Origin of the sequence: Propioniciclava coleopterorum (genome assembly GCF_011393335.1) — a bacterium.
Taxonomy (GTDB): Bacteria; Actinomycetota; Actinomycetes; order Propionibacteriales; family Propionibacteriaceae; genus Propioniciclava; species Propioniciclava coleopterorum.
In genome coordinates this window covers 2196863-2214386 of sequence record NZ_CP049865.1, presented here as the reverse complement: position 1 = coordinate 2214386, position 17524 = coordinate 2196863, and the positions used below count along the sequence as shown (strand labels likewise).

Below are 17524 nucleotides of genomic sequence, written 5' to 3'. Positions count from 1 at the left end.
GGGTCAGCGCAGGGCGGCGATCACGTCCGCGACCAGGGCGTCGGTGCGCAGGTCGTCGGCCGACGGGCTGAAGCCCATCCGCACCACCACGAGGCCCTCGGAGGGCACCACGTAGACGCGCTGGCCGTCGTGGCCGACGGCGCGGTAGGCGTCCGCGGGGAGCCCGGGCGCGACGGGCGAGCCGTCGGGGCGGGTGTTGAGCCACCAGCCGGCCCCGTAGCCCTCGTCCTCCTGGGTCTGCTCGACCGGCTCGGCGGTGGTGGAGCGCGCCATCCAGCCCTCGGGCAGCATCCGCCGCCCGTTCCACACCCCGTCGTTCAGGGCGAACCACCCGATCGTCGCCCACTCCCGGGGCGTGGCCCACAGGTAGGAACCGCACACCGGCGTCCCGGACGCGTCGGGCTCCCAGGTGGCGCGGCTCAGCCCCAGCGGCGCCAGCAGCTCGCGGCGCGGCAGGTCGGCCTTCGCGCCGGCCTTCTCCCCGAGCACGTCGCACAGCAGCGTGGTGCTGCCGCTGGAGTACTGCTGGTAGGCCCCGGGCGCGTGGGCGACGGGGAGCGAGGCGACGTAGGAGCCCATGTCGGGCTCCATGAACAGCATCCGGGTGATCGGGGTGCCCAGGTCGTAGGTCTCGTCCCACGACAGGCCGCTGGTCATCCGCATCAGGTCGTCGACGGTGATGGCGGCCTTGTCGCCGGGGAGTTGCGGCAGGTCGTGGTCCTGCGGGGCGACGGTCCCCTCCAGCGCGAGGCGTCCGGCGAGCAGGTTGGTGACGCTCTTGCTCATCGACCAGCCGAGCTGCGGCGTGTCGGCGGTGAAGCCGTCGGCGTACCGCTCGCCCACCACCCGGCCGTCCTTGAGGACGACGACGCCGCGGGTGCCCAGCCCGGCCCGCGCCGCGGCGTCCAGGTCGTCGCCGAACGCCCGCCCGATCGCCGCGTCCACGGCCGCCACGGATGCCCCGCCGGGCAGCCCCGCCCCGCGGACGCCGGCGTGGCACTCCCCAGGTCGGGGCGCTGCGCGGCCAGCGTGCAGCCGAAGCCGGGCGTGAACCACGCCTTCTGCGTCGCCAGGACGCCCAGCACGCTCGCGGACGCTCCGTCGTCGGTCACCGTCACCGACAGGTAGGGCACCAGCGGGTTCGGCGGCAGGTCGGACGCCGGGTCGTCGCGTCCCGCCAGGTGCGTCACGGCGCAGGCGTTGTGGGCGGCGTAGCCGGTGCCGGTCAGCAGCAGCGGCCGGGCGTACCAGTACGCGCCGACCACGGCGATCACGAGCAGGAGCAGCACCCCGAGCAGGATGCGCGGCAACCATCGACGCATGCGCGGAACCTACCGCCCGCCCCGTCGATCGGGAAGCATCGCCACCCGCGCGGCTCAGGACGCCGGCTCGGGACTCTCAGCTGCCCGCCGGCGGGCCCGCGGCGAGGGACGGGTCCAGGTCGCCGGGTTCGGCCTAGCGGGGCTGGACGGGCATGTGGCCGAACGCGTTGCGGGACCGGAACGCGCACGGCGGGCACAGCTCGCCCTCGGCGGCCGGGTGGCGCGCGCCGCAGCGCTTGCAGCCGGCGGTCGCGACCACGGCCAGCTCCGCCGTCGGGGTGCGGGCCAGGTCGAACAGGCTGAACGCGCCGGCGACGCTGAGCGCGTCGTGCGGGCACAGCCGGACGCACGCCTGCTCGCCCGAGCAGCGCTCGGGGATCTGCGTGAGGACGCTGCGGTCGGCCTCGTGGGCCAGGTCCAGCGCGTCGTGCGGACACGCCCGCACGCACACTCCGCACGCCACGCACCCGGACGCCGCCAGCGCGACCGCGCTGCTGCCGGGCTCGGCGCGCCGGCCGGTCGCCCCTGGCGCGTCCGGATGGGAACCGGGCTGGTCGACGGCCGCGCAAGGCTGGTCCGCGGGAGTCGCGGGGTGGTCGTCCACCGGGGGAAGCGGGTCGACGGTTTCGATCCGGTCCTCGCCGGTCAACTGCCGGTCGGCGGCGGTCGCGGCCAGGACCTCGCCGGACGCCGACGGGTCGACGGGAACGGCAGCGGCCGGGGTCGCGGGACGCGCGAACCGGGCGCGCCCCTGCTCCTCCAGCAGACGCAGGGAGGCCACCACCCGCTGGGGCTCCTCGTCGGCGAGCGCGAACGGGAGCCCGTGCGCGGCGCCCAGGCCGAACGCGAACCGCCGCGACACCTGCGGGCGGCCCAACTCGTAGACCGGGCCGCTGGCCGGCCGCCGGATGCGGCGACGCGGCGTCGGGACGGGATCCGCGGCGGCGACGTCGGGCAGCACCTCCGCCCAGCTCGCCACCTGCGCGGCGCCGCGGGCGGGGTCCTCGACGCACGGCAGGACGCCGACGCGCGCCACCCCGCAGGCCAGCAGTTGGGCGGGCAGGCCGATGCCGGCGTCCGCGACGCAGCCGTCGAGGCGGACGAGCGCCTCGGTCGCCGGCACGAAGCCGGCCCCGCCGTGGGCGCACACCACGAGGACGCGGGCCGGGAGGTCGATGGACGTCAGCCATCGCAGCATCGGACGCGTGAGGTCCGGCTCTGCGGTCATCGCGGCGTCGCTAGGCCGTCTGCTCGGCGACGGCGTCGAGGTAGCCGGCGATCCAGAGCGGGACGGCGCGGTAGAAGGTGGAGTCGGCTCCGGCGCCCACGGCGTCGGCGGCCGCGGTGACGCCGTTCCGCACCCGCAGCAGCAGGTCCGCGGTCAGGCCGCGCAGCCGCTCGGCCTCCGCGACGTCGCCCTCGATCTCGACCTGGGCGCGCCGGGCCACCCCGTGCGCCAGCCCCATCAGGGCCAGCCCGACGTGGCCGTCCGGGACGCCCGCGCGCTGCTCGGCCGGGACGCCGAGCGCGTCGTAGAGCTCCACCAGCGCGGCGGCGTCCGGGAGCAGGGCGTCCACCTCGGCGCCGGGGCCGAGCAGCCGGCCCCAGTCCTCGCGGACGCCCTGGGCCTCGAACCCCTGGCCGACCAGGGCGAGCCCCGCCTCGGACGCCGCGTCGTGCAGCGGCCAGGAGCGCCGGGCGCGCGAGTCGCGCATCCGGAGCAGGAAGCCGCGTTCGGGCGGGGCCAGCACGACCTGCGACAGGGCGAACCCCGCCGCGGCGACACCCATCGCCGTCACGTCCGTCACGCGAGCCTCCAATTGGTCGGTCACAGGCCGATCCGCACCATGATCGCGTAGTGCAGGAAGCGGCCGAGCAGTTCGCTGGTCAGCGCGAGCGCGAAGGCCCCGATCACCAGCACGACCAGCGTACGGGCGGTCGCCAGTTTCGCCGAGGCGGCCATCCGGTACACGAAGAACCCGAGCGCGACCGCGACCAGGGCCAACAGGGCCAGCCGGACGACGAGCGTGCCGCCCATCAGGATCCCCAGCGACGCCTGCGCGGCGGGGCCGCCCTGGGCCAGTTGGCCGATGAAGACCGGGTAGGCCACGAGCAGCGCCACGGCGACGGCCGCGGACACGAACGCGATCCACCGCACGACCCCCACCGACAGCGTCCACTCCTCGAGGTTGGTGGGCGCGTTGATCTGCTGGACGCGGCGCCGGATCTGCAGCGCCAGGCCGCCTCCGGTCGAGCCCTCGGGCTTGAGGTCCTCCGCGATCGTGGCGGGCGAATCCGGACGCGCGGCGTCGGCGCGGCGCGACCGCACCCACGCGGTGACCATCAGCGCGGCGCCCACGGCGAGGGCGCCCAGCATGATCGTGGTCGCGAAGAACGAGAACGGCACCATCCAGGAGTGCCAGGCGGGCACGGTGACCAGCGAGTAGTAGATCATCGACTCGGCGAGCACGAGGCCGACGCCGAGGGCGGCCGCGACCGCGGCCACGGTGTTCCGCATGATCGGGCTGCCCCAGTTGAACCACTCCATCAGGGCGAACAGGAAGCCGAAGGCCGCGAACGAGACGCCGAACAGGATCTCGCGCGACAGCCAGGACGAATCCCAGTGCCGGATCACGTTGAACGTGTTGGTGATGTCGTTCATGTGGAGCATCGACACCGCCAGGCCGAACACCATGGCGGGGCCGATGGCGTACAGGACGGGCTGCACGACGCGCTCGACCACGGGGCCGAGTGGCGTCCGGCCGCCACGATCTTGATCACGCCGAGCGTGAGGAAGGTCCCCACGCACAGCTGCGAGATGACGGTGAAAAGCACCATCGGGAGGTCATGAGCGTTCATCACAGTTCTCCGGGATTCGCGATGTGACCCGTGGCGTTGTCCCACGGCTGGGCGTTGCGGTGCGGGGTGATCACCAGGTGCGGCTCGGTGATCGCCGGGTTGGGCAGCGGGGCGATGCCCGCCTCGGTGCCGTGCGCGCGGCGCAGTTCCTCGATCGGGCCGAAGTCGAGGGCGCGGGAGGGGCAGCCTGAGACGCAGGCGGGGGCCTTGCCCTCGGAGCGGTAGTCGTGACACAGGTCGCACTTGGTCATGTGCCCGGTGTCCGCGTTGAACTGGGGCGCGCCGTAGGGGCAGGCCCACTCGCAGTAGCGGCAGCCGACGCACTTGGAGTCGTCGACGTACACCGTGCCGTCGTCGCGCCGGGTCATCGCCGTCGTCGGGCACACCTGCATGCAGATCGGGTTCTCGCAGTGGTTGCAGGCCACCGACGAGTAGTACGTGAAGATGCTCGGGGTCGCGGTGGTGCCGTCCACGCGCCACGTGCCTCCGGAGTACTCGGCGACCCGCCGCCACAGGACGCCGGTGGGCAGGTCGTGCTTGTCCACGCAGCTGACCTGGCACGCCTTGCAGCCGGTGCACAGCGTCTGGTCGAAGTAGAAGCCGTACTGGGCGCCGGCCTGGGTGAAGTTCTCTGCCATCTGTCCTGAATCCTCTTAGCTCTTCACCACTTGGGCGAGGGTCGTGTGCACCGCGTTGCCCTTGGCCAGCGGCGAGGGGTGCAGCGACGTCAGCGAGTTGACGCTGCCCGCGACGTCGACGGGCTTGTCCTTGTTCGCGCCGGGCGGCGGGGCGACCGCCGAGGCCGGCTTCGGGTCGTACCAGGCGCCCTGGGGGATCGACACCACGCCGGGCATGATCCGCTCGGTCACGCGGGCCTGCAGCTTCACGGTGCCGCGGTCGTTGAACACGAACACCTCGTCGCCGTTGGCGATGCCGCGCGCGGCGGCGTCCAGGTTGTTGAGCCACGCGGTCTGCGGGTGCGCCTCCTGCAGCCAGTCGACGTTGCCGTAGGTGGAGTGCGTCCGCCCCTTGTAGTGGTGGCCGATGACCTGCAGCGGATGCTGGTCGGAGTCGCGGGCCGCCTCGCCGCTCTCCCACGAGTCGACGTACTCGGGCAGCGCCGTGAGCTGGTCGCCGGGGAGCTTGGGCCGGAACACCCCGAACTCCCACGCCTTCGCCATCGCCGCGAGCCGTCCGGAGTAGATCTCGATCTTCCCCGACGGGGTGGGCAGCGGGTTGGCGTCCGGGTCGCTGCGGTACTTCGCCATCGCGATGGACGGACCGGCGTTGCGCCGGTACATGCCCTGGCTCTTCCAGGTGTCGTAGTCGGGCAGCTTGGGATCCTTGACCCGGCTCGCCGCGATGGTGTCGCGCAGCCACTGCTCGCGGCTCTTGCCCTCGGTGAAGGCGGCCTCGGTGCCCAGCCGCTTGGCCAGGTCGGTGCAGATGTCGTAGATGTTGCGGCACTCGTACAGCGGCTCGATCGCCTGCGACGACACGATGCCGTACGCCATCGGCCCGCCGTTCTCGCCCGGGTGGATGTCGTCCTCCTCGGCGGCCGAGGTGCCCGGCAGGATGTAGTCGGCGTAGCGCGCGGAGACCGTGTACTGGATGTCGCACACGACGATCAGCTCGGCCAGCGTGTCGTCCTGCAGCATCTCCACCGACAGGTTGTTGTCGCCTGTCTGGTTGACCACCGAGTTGCCCGAGTACTGCCACACCATCTTGATCGGGGTCTCGAGCCTGGTGTTGGTGGGGTTGCCCTCCGCGTCGACCGGGACCTTCGCCGCGCGGACGCCGGGGGCCGGCTTCTCGCAGACACCGGCGTTGAACGTGTCCATCTTCTCGCCGTGCTCGACTGCGTCGAGCCACGAGAACACCGAGATGATCTTGTTGGAGGGGTTCTTCAGGCCGTCGTTGAACGGGGTGACGATCGACAGGCCGGCCGACCCCTCGCGGCCGCCGGTGCCGCCGCCGGGGATGCCGATGTTGCCGGTCACGCAGGCGAGCATGAAGATCGCGCGGGCGGTGTTCTCGCCGTTGGCGTGGCGTTGCGGGCCCCAGCCCTGCGTGATCGCGCACGGCTTGGCGCCGGCGATGTCGCGGGCCAGCTGCACGATCCGCGCGGCGGGGATGCCGGTGATCGCGGAGGCCCACTCCGGCGTCTTCGCGATGCCGTCGGGGCCCGCGCCCTCCACGTAGGAGCGGTAGGAACCGTGCGCGGGTGCCCCCTCGGGCAGCGTGTGCTCGTCGAAGCCGACGCAGTAGCGGTCGAGGAAGGCCTGGTCGTGCAGGTTCTCGGCCAGCATCACGTGGATCATGCCCGCGATCAGGGCGGCGTCGGTACCCGGACGCAGCGGCACCCACTCGTCGCCGATCACCGCGGCCGTCTCGGAGTAGCGCGGGTCGATGATGATCGTGCGGACGCCGTGATCGCGCTTGATCTGCTGGCTCACGAACGTGTGCCCGCCGCCGGACATCCGGGTCTCGAGCGGGTTGTTGCCGAACATGACCTGCAGCCGGGCGTTCCGGGCGTCGTCGAAGGAGTTGGACGACTGCCAGCCGCCGTAGAAGTACGGGTAGGCCGCGGTGATCTGCGTGGTCGAGTAGTCGGAGTAGTGGTCCAGGTAGCCGCCCCACGTGTTCATGAGGCGGGCGAAGGCGGTGCGCTCCGGCGGCCAGGAGCGGGCCATGGTCGAGCCGAGCGTGCCGGTGCCGTAGTTGATGTAGATGGACTCATTGCCGTGCTTGGCCTTGATGTCCTTCATCTTGTCGGCGATCTCGTCCAGCGCCTGGTCCCAGGAGATGGTCTCCCACTGCTCCTCGCCGCGCTTGGTGCCGGGCTTGCGCTTCATCGGCTTCTTGAGGCGGTCGGGGTTGTAGATCCGGTGGCGGATGGCGCGGCCGCGGACGCACGCGCGCACCTGCTGGTCGCCGAGTTCGTCCGAGCCGGTGTCGTCGGGCAGGACGCGCAGGATGGTGCCGTCCTTCACCTCCAGGCGCAGGGGGCACCGCGAACCGCAGTTCACGGTGCACGCGGACCAGACGAACTCCGAACCGGCCTCGGCCCCGGCGCCCGGTCCGGCGGCGTTCGCGGTGTTCTTCGGCATCAGCGTCACCAGGGCGGTCGTCCCGCCCACGGCTGCCGACCACTGCACGAGCGAGCGGCGGCTCAGGCCCCGCGCCTGCTCGTGCGGCGCCCCCTCGGCGTGGATCACGGCCTCGTCGGTCATGCGGTCCGTCCCCCTCCGGGCCGTCGGATCGCGGCCCTATTCGACAACTGTCCACTATAGTGCAGGTGTCGAATAGCCGTGTCGCAAAACCGCATTTTCCGTCCCGACGACCGTGACGGATGGCCGACCGGGACGCCGTGCGCCGACGCACCGGCAACGGTGTCGTTGGCGGTTCAACCACCCGGCTACTGTCGGCCCGTACACGAGAGGACAACGCCGTGAGCCGGACCCCCGCCGACGACCCGCGCTACCGGCGCGTGCGCCAGCAGTTGATCGCCGCGCTCCTGGACCTGGCCGCCACCCGACCCGCCGAGACCATCACCGTCGCGGAGCTCGCCACGGCGGCCGGGGTGTCGCGCGCCACCTTCTACGCCCACGGCGCGTCGCCGGCCGCCCTGCTCGCCGAGACCCTGGTGGCCGAGCTCCGGCCCCGGCTGGACGCGCTGGCCGAGCAGATGAGCCACGCCGGCGCCGACTACGTCGGCCTGTGGCGCCAGATCTACCAGGGGCTGCTCGAGCACGTGCGCGACCACCGCGCCGTCTACGAGGTCATCACGTCGCAGGAGTCGACCGTGTCGGGCGCCCTGACGAACTACTTCGAGGAGGCGTCCAGCCGCTACGTCCACGCCATGACGGCACTGCTGACCGGCCCACCGGTGCCGCCGCTGTGGACGGCGATGGCGATCAGCCAGCAGGCCCACAGCATGGTCGCGGTGATCCACGCGTGGATCGTCACCGGCATGACCGACCCACCCGAGGACGTCGTCGAGGTCTACCTGACGCTGGCGCCGCCGTGGCAGCTGGCGCGTCCGGACGCGGACGGGTCGATCACGCTGCGCCGCTCCCGCTCGGCGACCGGACGACGCAAGGCCCTGCCGGCCGCCCCGGAGCGGGCAGGACCCGAGCCGGACTGATCGAAGCGGACTGACCTGAGCCGCGGCCCCTCGATCTGGGCCGACCCAAGGGCCGACGCACCCGAGCCGGCGCGCCCACCGGGCGGTGCGCCGGCGGCCTCAATCGCGCGCCGGCAGCGAGCGATCGGCGGCGTCCAACACCGCGCGCGTCAGCAGCGCCAGGCCCCGCATGAACGCGGTGTCGGCCTCGTCCCGCACCGTGGCCATCACGTCCGGCACCCAGGCGCGCGGATGCTCGCGCAGGAAGTCCGCCGCCGCGTCGAGGATGCGGGCCGAGGCGGCGGCGTCCCCCGCGTCGGCGGCGTCGCGGGCCAGCAGCAGAGCCTGGGACAGGAAGTCGAGCTCCAGCCCGACGTGGTCGTCGGGCTCGCGGTTGAGCTCGGGCGCCTGCAGCCCCAGCCGCGCGTAGGCGTCCCGCACCTGGTGGGTGGCCTGGCCGAACACCAGCCGGTCCTTCTCGCGCTGCACCGATTCGAAGGGGGCGACCACAGCCTTGGCGGCGACGCCGTAGAGCCGGTCGTGGTCGGCGCGGATCTGCGCGGCGTCCTCCCCCGCGTCCGCGGAGGCGCGCCACAGCTCCAGGCCGGCGTCGGAGTCGGGGGCCGCGTCGAGCGGCCACTGGTCGACGAGCGCGCGCAGCAGGCCGAGTTCGGTGTCGCCCGGGGGCTCGCGGTGCAGGCGCCCCACCACCCCGAGCATCGCGGCGATCGATTCGAGCTGCTGCGGGTCCACGCGCTTCCTCCTGGTGTCGGCGTCGGCGTCCACCCTAACGACGCGCCCCGCCCGCCACCGGCGATCCGCCGCGCAGCCGGTAGCGTGCCGGTGTGTTCACGCGACGCATCGGATACCAGGACCTCCCCGGGCCGGTCCACGCCTGGGTGGAGTCCGCCCTGGGCGGCGCGGTCGTCGAACACCTGCCCCAGACCGGGGGCTTCTCACCGGGAGCGGCCGAGCGGCTGCGGCTCGCCGACGGCCGTCGGGCGTTCTGCAAGGCCGTTCACCCGAGCCAGAACGAGGTTCGGCGGCGCTCTACCGCACCGAGGCGCGGGTGAACGCGCTGCTGCCCGCGGGCGTCCCGGCGCCGCGCATGCTCGCGACGACCGAACTGGACGGCTGGGTGGTGCTGCTCTTCGAGGACGTGGACGGCCGGCAGCCGGAGATCCCCTGGCTGCTCCCCGACTTCGAAGCGACCCTGGACGCCCTCGGAGCGGTCGGCGCCGTCGACGCGTCCGCTCTCGACCTGCCAGCCGCCTCGGAGATGCTGGGATCCGACTACGCGGGGTTCACCCGGCTGATCCACGATCCCGATCCCGACCTCGATCCGTGGATCGCCGCGCACCTTCCGGAGCTCGACCGACTCGCGCTCGATGCCCTGCCCCGCAGCGACGGGGACCGGCTCTGCGTCGTGGACGCCCGCTCCGACAACACCCTGCTGGCCGACGGGCGGGCCTGGATCCTGGACTGGCCGTGGGCGGCCCGCGGCACGGCGCACCTGGACGCCTGCCTGCTCACGGCGACCGCGTACGGCCAGGGCGCGACCTTCGACCCCGGCGAGGTCACCGACGCCTGGCTGGCCGCACGGGGCGTATCGCCGCAGGTCCTCACGGACGCGCTGCTGGGGGCCATGGCGTTCCTCGCCGACGCGGGGCGGCGTCCGGCTCCGCCCGGCCTGGAGGAGTTGGGAACGTTCCGGCGCCGGTTCCGCGACGCGCTGATCCCGGTGATGGCGCGGCGCCTCGCGCTGGACTGAACGCCTCCTGACCGACGTCGGCGCCCTCAGGCGGCCACCCGCAGCAGATCGCGCGCCGCGGCGGCGATCCCGGCCGGCGTGAGGCCGGCCTGGGCGAGCAGCCAGTCCACCGAGCCGGTCGCGGCGAAGGCGTCGCCGAAGCCGAGCACCCGCACCGGGGCGGACGCCTCGCGGGCCACCAGTTCGCTGACGGCGCCGCCCAGCCCGCCGGCGGCGTAACCCTCCTCGACGGTGACGATGGCGCCGGTCTCGCGCGCGGCGGCGAGGATCGCCGCGTCGTCCAGCGGTTTGACCGACGCGGCGGCCAGCACCCGCGCCTCGACACCCTCCGCGGCCAGCGCCTCGGCGGCGGCCAGGGTGCGGTGCAGCACGATGCCGTTGGCCACGAGGGTCACGTCGCTCCCCTCGCGCACCACGTCGACCCGGCCGGGACGGAAGACGTGGTCGGTGTCGAAGATCGCCGGCACGGGCTCCCGCGCGATCCGGACGTAGACCGGGCCGTCGTGGCCGTGGGCCCAGCGCAGCACCGCGGCGGTCTGCGCCGGATCGGCGGGCACGACCACCGTCATGTTGGGCAGGCGCTGGTCGGCATCGGCAGCGTCGAGCCCTCGCCGCTGCTGCGCGACAGCGGCACGATCCTGGACGGCGTCGCCGACCGGGTGCAGCGGCTGGGCGGCGTGGGCGACATCTGCTTCCGGTACTTCGACGGGCAGGGGCGCGCCCTGAACGCCGACGTGGACGCCCAGATCGCAGGGATCACCGAGGCCCAACTGCGCCGCGTCCCCCGCCGCGTGGCCGCCGCCGGGGGCCCGCGCAAGGTCGAAGCGATCCGGGCCGCGCTGCTGGGCGGCTGGGTCACCACGCTGATCACCGACGTCGACACCGCGTCCGCGCTCGTCGCCGACTGATCGGGCCCGCGCCCGCGCCGGATGACCGACCCGGCGCACCGACCCGGCGGGGGAACCGGGCGCAGGGCGTCTGCTCGCCGCCGGATGCCCTCGGGCCGGCGCCGGAGCCCGGCCGGGCGTGGCCCGGTGCGGACGCGTCCCCCACGCGCGGGACTGGCGCGGCAATCCGGCGGAACCCGCTGGAACCGGGGGCGTCGCCCCGCAAGAGTGGTGCCATGACCGCGCACCACACGTCCGTCCTGCTGCGCGGCGACGACGTCGCCGTCCTCCTCGATCTCACGGCCGGACGCCTGCCCGCGATCCTGCACTGGGGAGCCGACCTGGGCGATCTGAGCCCCGCGGACGCGGCGGCCGTCGCGGCCGCGGCGGTTCCGCCGCCCGGCCCCAACCTGCCCGACACGCCACCGCGGCTGGCCCTGCTGCCCGAGGCGCACACCGGCTGGGTCGGACGCCCCGGGATCAGCGGGTCGCGCGCGGGGCGCGACTGGTCGCCGCGCTTCGCGGTCACCGGCCTCACCCTCGACGGCGCTCCCCTCGCGGCGGACGGATCCGATGCGCCGACCTTGGCCACCGGACGCCACCTGGAGGTGGAGGCCGGCGACGAGGCGTCCGGGCTGGGGCTGTCGCTCACCGTCGAGCTGGCGGCCGGCGGCCTGCTGCGCAGCCGCGCCATTCTGACCAACACCGGGACGGACGCCTACCAGCTCGACGACCTCACCCTGGCCTACCCGGTGCCCGCGGAGGCGGACGAACTGCTCGACTACGGCGGACGCTGGGGCAAGGAGCGGGTCCCGCAGCGGCGGGCGTTCACCCTCGGCACCCACCTGCGCGAGGGACGCCACGGCCGCACCGGCGCGGACGCGGCGACCGTCCTGCACGCCGGCAGCCCAGGCTTCGGATTCGCCGGCGGCGACGTGTGGGGCGTCCACGTCGGCTGGAGCGGGAACCACACCCACTACGCCGAACGCGTCCTGACGGGCGAGCGCGTCCTGGGCGGCGGCGAGCTGCTGCTGCCCGGCGAGGTCGTCCTCGAACCGGGCGCGAGCTACACCTCGCCCTGGCTGCACGGCTCCCACGGCCGGGGGCTGGACGCCGTGGCGCGCCGGTTCCACCGGTTCATGCGCGCCCGCCCCGGGCACCCGGACGCCGCGCGTCCGGTGACGCTCAACGTGTGGGAGGCGGTCTACTTCGACCACGCCCTGGAGCCGCTGCTGGAGCTGGCCGACATCGCGGCCTCGGTCGGGGTCGAGCGCTACGTGCTGGACGACGGCTGGTTCGGGGCGCGGCGCGACGACACGGCCGGGCTCGGGGACTGGTTCGTGTCCCCGGACGTCTGGCCCCAGGGCCTGCACCCGCTCGTGGATCACGTCCGCGGGCTGGGGATGCAGTTCGGGCTGTGGTTCGAGCCGGAGATGGTGAACCTCGACTCCGACGTCGCGCGGGCGCATCCCGAGTGGGTGATGGCCACCGGCGGACGCACGCCGATCCCGTCGCGGCAGCAGCAGGTGCTGAACCTGGGCATCGCGGAGTGCTACGCCCACGTCCGGGACGCGATGAGCGCCGTGATCGCCGAGTACGACCTCGACTACATCAAGTGGGACCACAACCGCGACCTGATCGACGCGGGCACCCAGCCGTCCGGACGCCCGGGCGTGCACGCGCAGACCCTGGCGGCCTACCGGCTGATGGACGACCTGCGGGCGGCCCACCCGCGCCTGGAGATCGAGTCGTGCTCCTCCGGGGGCGCCCGCGTCGACCTGGGGGTGCTCGCGCGCACCGATCGGGTCTGGGTGTCGGACTGCATCGACCCGCTCGACCGCCAGCGGATGCTGCGCGGCACGACCCAGCTCGTCCCCCCGGAGATGATGGGCTCCCACATCGCCAGCGGCACCTCGCACACGACGGGCCGCTCGCACACCCTAAACTTCCGCGCGGCCACGGCCGTGTTCGGCCACCTGGGCATCGAGTGGGACCTGCGCACGGCCGGCCCCGAGGATCGGGCCGAGCTCGCCGAGTGGATCGCCTTCTACAAGCGCGAACGCGGGCTGCTGCTCCGCGGCGACCTGATCCGGATCGACCACCCCGACCCCGCGATCCTGGCCGGCGGGGTCGTCGCGCCGGACCGCTCCCGGGCGGTGTTCAGCCACGCGCTGGTCGCCTCCCCCGACACCGCCCTGCCCGGACGCCTGCGCCTGCCCGGGCTGGACGCCGACCGCCGCTACCGGGTGCGTCCGCTGCTGGCCGGCCGGCCGCCCGCACTCCGCCCGCCCGCGTGGTGGGGCGACGGCGAGGGCGTCGTCCTGACCGGCGCCGCGCTCGCCGGCGCGGGCGTGGCGGCCCCCCTGATGTTCCCCGAGAACGCCGTGCTGCACCTGGTGGAGGCGGTCGACTGAGCGACGCCGGGAAGGAAACCCGACTCGCCTCGGCATTACTACAGCCTGTAGTGTAGGAATCATGGGTTCCGTCCTGATCGCCTACGCCACCCGCAGCGGTGCCGCCCACGACATCGCCCGCGCGCTGGAGGCGCCGCTCCGCCAGGGCGGCCACCGCGTCCGGCTCGCCTCGCTCGCCGACGCCCCGACGATCGACGGCGCCGACCTCGTGGTGGTGGGTTCGGGCATCAACGCGACGGTGTGGTACCCCGAGGCGTCCGCCTGGCTGGACGCCCACCAGGCCGCCCTGCTGGCCACGAAGGTCGCGGTGTTCAACACGTGCCTGAACGCCGCCGATCCCAGCAAGCGCGAGGAGGCGCTGGGCTACAACCGGCCGGCCGTCGAGTCCGTCGACGCCGCGGCGTCGGAGAGTTTCGCGGGCCGCTACGTCAAGGAGGAGGTCGGCTTCTTCCAGCGCCTGCTTCTGGCGGTGCTGGGCAAGGGCAGCCAGGACCACGTCGACACGGCCAAGGCCGCCGCCTGGGCCCGCGAGTTGCTGACGCTGATGCGGCCCTGAGATCCGTCCGCCACTAAACTGGACGGACGACGCGCAGCGCAACGGGGCGAACAGGCGCGCCGACGACGAGACCGGGAGGGCCTCATGACCATCCGTACATTCTGGGTCGCGCTGTGCGCGCTGCCGCTGCTGCTGACGGGGTGCGCGTACGACGCGGTCCCCGCGGGCACGCCGCGGCCGGACGCCGCCAACAGCGACCCCCGAGGCACCTCCTGGGTGCTGGAGGACCTGCGCGGCGCCGCCCCCGTCGCCGGGTCCACCGTCACCGCGCTGTTCGGCGCGGACGGCCGCGTGAGCGGCAGCGCCGGGTGCAACCGCTACCAGGCGTCGTTCACGCTGCACGGCGACACCCTCACGGTCGGGGACGCCACCTCCACGATGATGGCGTGCGCGCCCGACGTGATGACCCAGGAGACCGCCTTCCTCAGCGCGCTGAAGGAGGTCCGCACCTACGCCGCCCGCTTCGACCGCCTCGAACTGCGTGACGCGTCCGGCAAGGCGATCCTCGCGTTCGCCGTGACCTCCCAGGACCTCGACGGAACCAAATGGGTCGTCACCGGGTTCAACAACGGCGCGGGTGGGGTGACCAGCCCGATCGTCGACACCGAGGTGACGGTGGCCTTCACCGGCGACTCCGTCTCGGCCAACGCCGGCTGCAACGCCATCAACGGCGCGGCGACGTTCTCCGACGGCACGATCAAGCTCGGGCCGCTCGCCACGACGCGCAAGATGTGCCCCGCCCCCGAGGGCGTCATGCAGCAGGAGCAGCAGTTCGCCGCGGCCCTGGAGAAGGCGACCTCGTACCAGATCGAGGGCGACACCCTGCGGCTCGCCGAGGGCGGCGCGACCATGGTGACGGCCCGCCGCGGCTGACCTCGCCGGCGCGCCCCGGCTCGCCCGGGGCGTCGAACAGGCGGGGCGTCCGGACGCCGAACAGACAGCGCGTCCGGACGCCCGCCCTGCTCAGGGCCGGTTCGGCACCCCTGACGTGGCGCACCGGACGTGGTTATAGTGGCCGCACCCCCGCCGGGAAGCGGCCTGGACACCCGGGTCGCCCGGCATCCGAGCGAGCAGCAAGGAGAGACCCCATGAGCGACCCGGACCGCACGCAGGACGACGAGGACCTCCGCAAGAAGCAGGAGGACCTCGCGGTCGAGGAACTCGAGGAGACCGAGGTCATCGAGGAGGAGCAGGACGGCACCGGCGCGATCCCGCTCGGCCCCGGCCCCTCGGACGACGACAAGTCCTGATCACACCGACAGCGGTGCCCGCCTCCCCGGGGGAGGCGGGCACCGCTGCGTGGAGGGGTCTCAGCCGCGCGGGGTGAGGTCCCGCGCCTGGAGCTGGGCCTGGACCGACAGCTCGGCGGCCTTGAGCGCGTGCTCCTGCGTCATCGCGTTCTCGGTGCGGTTCAGCGAGTCGAGGACGAGCTGACCGAAGAACGGGTAGCCCACCTTGCCGGTGGCGTTGAAGTGGTGCTCGCCCTTGCCGTCGACCAGGAAGACGTGGCCGGGGCCCTCGCCGGTGGTGATGTTGGCGTACTTGCGCAGCTCGATGTAGCCCTCGGTGCCGAGGATGAAGGTGCGCCCGTCGCCCCAGGTGCTGAGGCCGTCCGGGGTGAACCAGTCGACGCGGACGTAGCCCGAGGCGCCGTTGTCCATCACGATGTGGGCGTCGCCGAAGTCGTCCAGACCCGGGTACTCCGGGTGCGCGTAGTTGGCGATGTTGGAGTCGGTGACCGTCGCGTCCTTCGCGCCGGTGAAGTACAGCATCTGCTCGAAGTTGTGCGAGCCGATGTCGCACAGGATGCCGCCGTAGCGCTCCTTGTCGAAGAACCAGTCCGGACGCGACGGCGCGTTGAGGCGATGCGGGCCCATGCCCATCACCTGGATGACGCGGCCGATGGCGTCCTGCTCGATGAGCTGGCCGGCCATGACGGCGGCCTCGACGTGGATGCGCTCGCTGTAGTAGACGGCGTACTTCTGGCCGGTGCGGGCGGTGGTCTCGCGGACCGCGGCCAACTGCTCCAGGGTGGTCAGCGGCGCCTTGTCGGTGAAGTAGTCCTTGCCGGCCTCCATGACGCGCAGGCCCAGCGGCGCCCGGTCGGCGGTGACCGCGGCGCCCGCGACGAGCTGCACGGCATCGTCGCCCAGGATCTCCTCCTCGGCGCGGGCCACCTCGACGTCGGGGAACAGGCCCTTGAAGGCCTCGAGCTTGGCCGGGTCGGGATCGTAGACCGACTTCAGGGTGGCGCCGGCGCCCAGCAGCCCCTCGGTCATCCCGAAGATGTGGCCGTGGTCCAGGCCGACCACCGAGAAGGTGAAGTCGCCGGGCTCGACGACGGGCTTGGGCATGGGTGCGGGCGCGTAGTTCATCCCGTCAGAGGCCATGGAGATCGCTCCTTGTGCGTTGTTGTTGTTCATGACTGCGTTGCTCCCACCGTGATCTCGCCGTCCAGGTCGCTGACCGAGGCGGACTTCTCATAGAAGTGTGGCGCACGTTCGACGAGCGTGCCGGAGCAGTAGTAGGGATCCTCGGGCGGGATCGGAAGATCGACGGTGCGGCGCTCGATGCCGGACTCGTAGATCGCGGTGACGAGCTCGATCGAGTTGCGGCCGTCGGCGGCGGTGATGGCCGGCTCGCGGCCCTCGGCCAGCGCGGCCAGGACGTCCCCGATCTGGCCGGCGTGCCGGGTGTGCGGCAGCGGCTCGTGGGCCTCGGCGAGGGCGTCCAGCTTCTCGACCAGGTCGGTGTTGGGGCCGGACGGGAAGCCGTTGGGCCGGTGCGCGTCGGCGGCCGCGTGCCACGGCTGCGCCACCCGGGCATGCTGGCCCTGGATGATGATGGACTGCTGGTCCTCGCCGTGGTGGACGACCGAGGAGGTGACCTCGGCCAGCGCGCGGTCGTAGGCGAGGATCGCCACCGACAGGTCCTCGACCTCGGCGTTGTCGTGCTGGGCGTTGGACAGCACCGCGGTGACCGCGTTCGGGCGGCCGAGCAGCCACAGCGTCAGGTCGAGGTGGTGGATGGCGTGGTTGAGGGTGCAGCCGCCGCCCTCGGACGCCCACGTGCCGCGCCACCACAGGTCGTAGTACGGCAGCGAGCGCGACCACACCGAGTTGATCTGGGCGTGCGACAGGGTGCCGAGCAGCCCCGACTCGAGCGCCTCCTTGAGGGTGGCCATATCGTCGCGGAACCGGTTCTGGGCGACCACGCTGAGCAGCTTCCCGGACGCCTCCGCGGCGGCCAGCATGGCGTCGCACTCCTCCAGCGAGGGCGCCATCGGCTTCTCCACCAGCGCGTTGACGCCGGCCTGCAGCGCCTGGATCGCCAGCGGCGCGTGCGTGTTGGGCGGGGTGGCGATGCTGACCAGGTCGAGGTCCTCGGCGGCGAGCATGGCGCCGGCGTCGTCGTAGACGCGCGCCCCCGTCAGGCCGAACTCCTCCTTGCGGGCCTCGGCCTTGGCCGGGACGATGTCGCACAGCCCGACGATCTCGCACCGATCGCCGAACTCAAGGTAGCCGTTGATGTGGGCGGCCGAGATGCCGCCGGTCCCGATGATGCCGACGCGCAGCATGATGATCGCCTT

Annotated in this window: 19 protein-coding genes; 8 read left to right on the top strand and 11 right to left on the bottom strand. The window is 73.2% G+C overall.

The window, feature by feature from the left end:
• Positions 1–3: 3 nt before the first annotated feature.
• From G7070_RS10565 to G7070_RS10540, 7 genes are all read right to left on the bottom strand, one after another.
• Positions 4–843, bottom strand: a complete 840-nt coding sequence (locus G7070_RS10565; protein WP_246227917.1) for a serine hydrolase domain-containing protein — start codon at positions 841–843, stop codon at positions 4–6.
• Positions 783–1322 (bottom strand): hypothetical protein, encoded by a 540-nt coding sequence (locus tag G7070_RS18720; protein ID WP_246227020.1) that lies wholly within the window; start codon positions 1320–1322, stop codon positions 783–785. Before G7070_RS18720 ends, G7070_RS10565 begins: the two co-directional genes overlap by 61 nt.
• A gap of 133 nt (positions 1323–1455) precedes the next feature.
• Complete coding sequence (locus tag G7070_RS10560; protein ID WP_166233707.1) at positions 1456–2550, bottom strand: 4Fe-4S dicluster domain-containing protein; 1095 nt, start codon at positions 2548–2550, stop codon at positions 1456–1458.
• Between the two features lie 10 nt (positions 2551–2560).
• A complete protein-coding gene (locus G7070_RS10555; protein ID WP_166233706.1) occupies positions 2561–3130 on the bottom strand; it encodes a hypothetical protein in 570 nt (189 codons plus the stop codon).
• A 20-nt stretch (positions 3131–3150) separates the two neighbouring features.
• On the bottom strand, positions 3151–4065 hold the full coding sequence (locus G7070_RS10550; RefSeq protein ID WP_246227018.1) for a DmsC/YnfH family molybdoenzyme membrane anchor subunit: 915 nt from the start codon (positions 4063–4065) through the stop codon (positions 3151–3153).
• Between the two features lie 115 nt (positions 4066–4180).
• On the bottom strand, positions 4181–4819 hold the full coding sequence (locus G7070_RS10545) for a DMSO/selenate family reductase complex B subunit (RefSeq protein WP_166233705.1): 639 nt from the start codon (positions 4817–4819) through the stop codon (positions 4181–4183).
• 15 nt (positions 4820–4834) lie between these two features.
• Positions 4835–7414: a DMSO/selenate family reductase complex A subunit gene (locus G7070_RS10540; protein ID WP_166233704.1), complete on the bottom strand. Its 2580-nt coding sequence runs from the start codon at positions 7412–7414 to the stop codon at positions 4835–4837.
• A 218-nt stretch (positions 7415–7632) separates the two neighbouring features.
• Here G7070_RS10540 and G7070_RS10535 point away from each other — a divergent pair, with 218 nt between their 5' ends.
• Entirely contained in the window at positions 7633–8328 is a 696-nt protein-coding gene (locus G7070_RS10535; RefSeq protein ID WP_166233703.1) for a TetR/AcrR family transcriptional regulator, read from the top strand.
• Positions 8329–8427: 99 nt separating this feature from the next.
• Here G7070_RS10535 and G7070_RS10530 read toward each other — a convergent pair whose 3' ends face one another.
• Positions 8428–9060 carry a TorD/DmsD family molecular chaperone gene (locus G7070_RS10530; protein WP_166233702.1) on the bottom strand — a complete coding sequence of 211 codons (633 nt, stop codon included), beginning with the start codon at positions 9058–9060 and terminating at the stop codon, positions 8428–8430.
• 92 nt (positions 9061–9152) lie between these two features.
• Here G7070_RS10530 and G7070_RS10525 point away from each other — a divergent pair, with 92 nt between their 5' ends.
• Both G7070_RS10525 and G7070_RS10520 read left to right on the top strand, forming a co-directional pair.
• On the top strand, positions 9153–9380 hold the full coding sequence (locus tag G7070_RS10525) for a hypothetical protein (protein WP_166233701.1): 228 nt from the start codon (positions 9153–9155) through the stop codon (positions 9378–9380).
• Complete coding sequence (locus G7070_RS10520) at positions 9377–10078, top strand: protein kinase family protein (protein WP_166233700.1); 702 nt, start codon at positions 9377–9379, stop codon at positions 10076–10078. The genes G7070_RS10525 and G7070_RS10520 overlap by 4 nt, the downstream gene beginning before the upstream one ends.
• 26 nt (positions 10079–10104) lie before the next feature.
• Here G7070_RS10520 and G7070_RS10515 read toward each other — a convergent pair whose 3' ends face one another.
• Entirely contained in the window at positions 10105–10605 is a 501-nt protein-coding gene (locus tag G7070_RS10515; protein ID WP_166233699.1) for a transketolase C-terminal domain-containing protein, read from the bottom strand.
• On the opposite strand from G7070_RS10515, the gene G7070_RS10510 reads away from it, so the two are divergent.
• From G7070_RS10510 to G7070_RS10490, 5 genes are all read left to right on the top strand, one after another.
• A complete protein-coding gene (locus G7070_RS10510) occupies positions 10582–10986 on the top strand; it encodes a sugar-binding domain-containing protein (RefSeq protein ID WP_166233698.1) in 405 nt (134 codons plus the stop codon). The genes G7070_RS10515 and G7070_RS10510 overlap by 24 nt on opposite strands.
• Before the next feature lie 215 nt (positions 10987–11201).
• Positions 11202–13379 (top strand): alpha-galactosidase, encoded by a 2178-nt coding sequence (locus G7070_RS10505; protein WP_166233697.1) that lies wholly within the window; start codon positions 11202–11204, stop codon positions 13377–13379.
• Positions 13380–13440: 61 nt separating this feature from the next.
• Complete coding sequence (locus G7070_RS10500; protein ID WP_166233696.1) at positions 13441–13935, top strand: flavodoxin domain-containing protein; 495 nt, start codon at positions 13441–13443, stop codon at positions 13933–13935.
• 84 nt (positions 13936–14019) lie between these two features.
• Complete coding sequence (locus tag G7070_RS10495; RefSeq protein WP_166233695.1) at positions 14020–14808, top strand: META domain-containing protein; 789 nt, start codon at positions 14020–14022, stop codon at positions 14806–14808.
• 215 nt (positions 14809–15023) lie between these two features.
• Positions 15024–15185: a hypothetical protein gene (locus G7070_RS10490; protein WP_166233694.1), complete on the top strand. Its 162-nt coding sequence runs from the start codon at positions 15024–15026 to the stop codon at positions 15183–15185.
• Positions 15186–15245: 60 nt separating this feature from the next.
• Here the strand turns inward: G7070_RS10490 and G7070_RS10485 are convergent, their stop codons facing one another.
• Positions 15246–16325, bottom strand: a complete 1080-nt coding sequence (locus G7070_RS10485; protein WP_166233693.1) for a Gfo/Idh/MocA family protein — start codon at positions 16323–16325, stop codon at positions 15246–15248.
• A 29-nt stretch (positions 16326–16354) separates the two neighbouring features.
• On the bottom strand, positions 16355–17512 hold the full coding sequence (locus G7070_RS10480; protein WP_166233692.1) for a Gfo/Idh/MocA family protein: 1158 nt from the start codon (positions 17510–17512) through the stop codon (positions 16355–16357).
• Between the last annotated feature and the right edge of the window lie 12 nt (positions 17513–17524).

Excerpts from the sequence above, each read along its gene's own strand:
- G7070_RS18720 (WP_246227020.1), bottom strand. The coding sequence starts at position 1,322 with ATGCGTCGATGGTTGCCGCGCATCCTGCTCGGGGTGCTGCTCCTGCTC.
- G7070_RS10560 (WP_166233707.1), bottom strand. The coding sequence starts at position 2,550 with ATGACCGCAGAGCCGGACCTCACGCGTCCGATGCTGCGATGGCTGACG.
- G7070_RS10545 (WP_166233705.1), bottom strand. The coding sequence starts at position 4,819 with ATGGCAGAGAACTTCACCCAGGCCGGCGCCCAGTACGGCTTCTACTTC.
- G7070_RS10540 (WP_166233704.1), bottom strand. The coding sequence starts at position 7,414 with ATGACCGACGAGGCCGTGATCCACGCCGAGGGGGCGCCGCACGAGCAG.
- G7070_RS10505 (WP_166233697.1), top strand. The coding sequence starts at position 11,202 with ATGACCGCGCACCACACGTCCGTCCTGCTGCGCGGCGACGACGTCGCC.
- G7070_RS10500 (WP_166233696.1), top strand. The coding sequence starts at position 13,441 with ATGGGTTCCGTCCTGATCGCCTACGCCACCCGCAGCGGTGCCGCCCAC.
- G7070_RS10495 (WP_166233695.1), top strand. The coding sequence starts at position 14,020 with ATGACCATCCGTACATTCTGGGTCGCGCTGTGCGCGCTGCCGCTGCTG.
- G7070_RS10490 (WP_166233694.1), top strand. The coding sequence starts at position 15,024 with ATGAGCGACCCGGACCGCACGCAGGACGACGAGGACCTCCGCAAGAAG.
- G7070_RS10485 (WP_166233693.1), bottom strand. The coding sequence starts at position 16,325 with ATGGCCTCTGACGGGATGAACTACGCGCCCGCACCCATGCCCAAGCCC.
- G7070_RS10480 (WP_166233692.1), bottom strand. The coding sequence starts at position 17,512 with ATGCTGCGCGTCGGCATCATCGGGACCGGCGGCATCTCGGCCGCCCAC.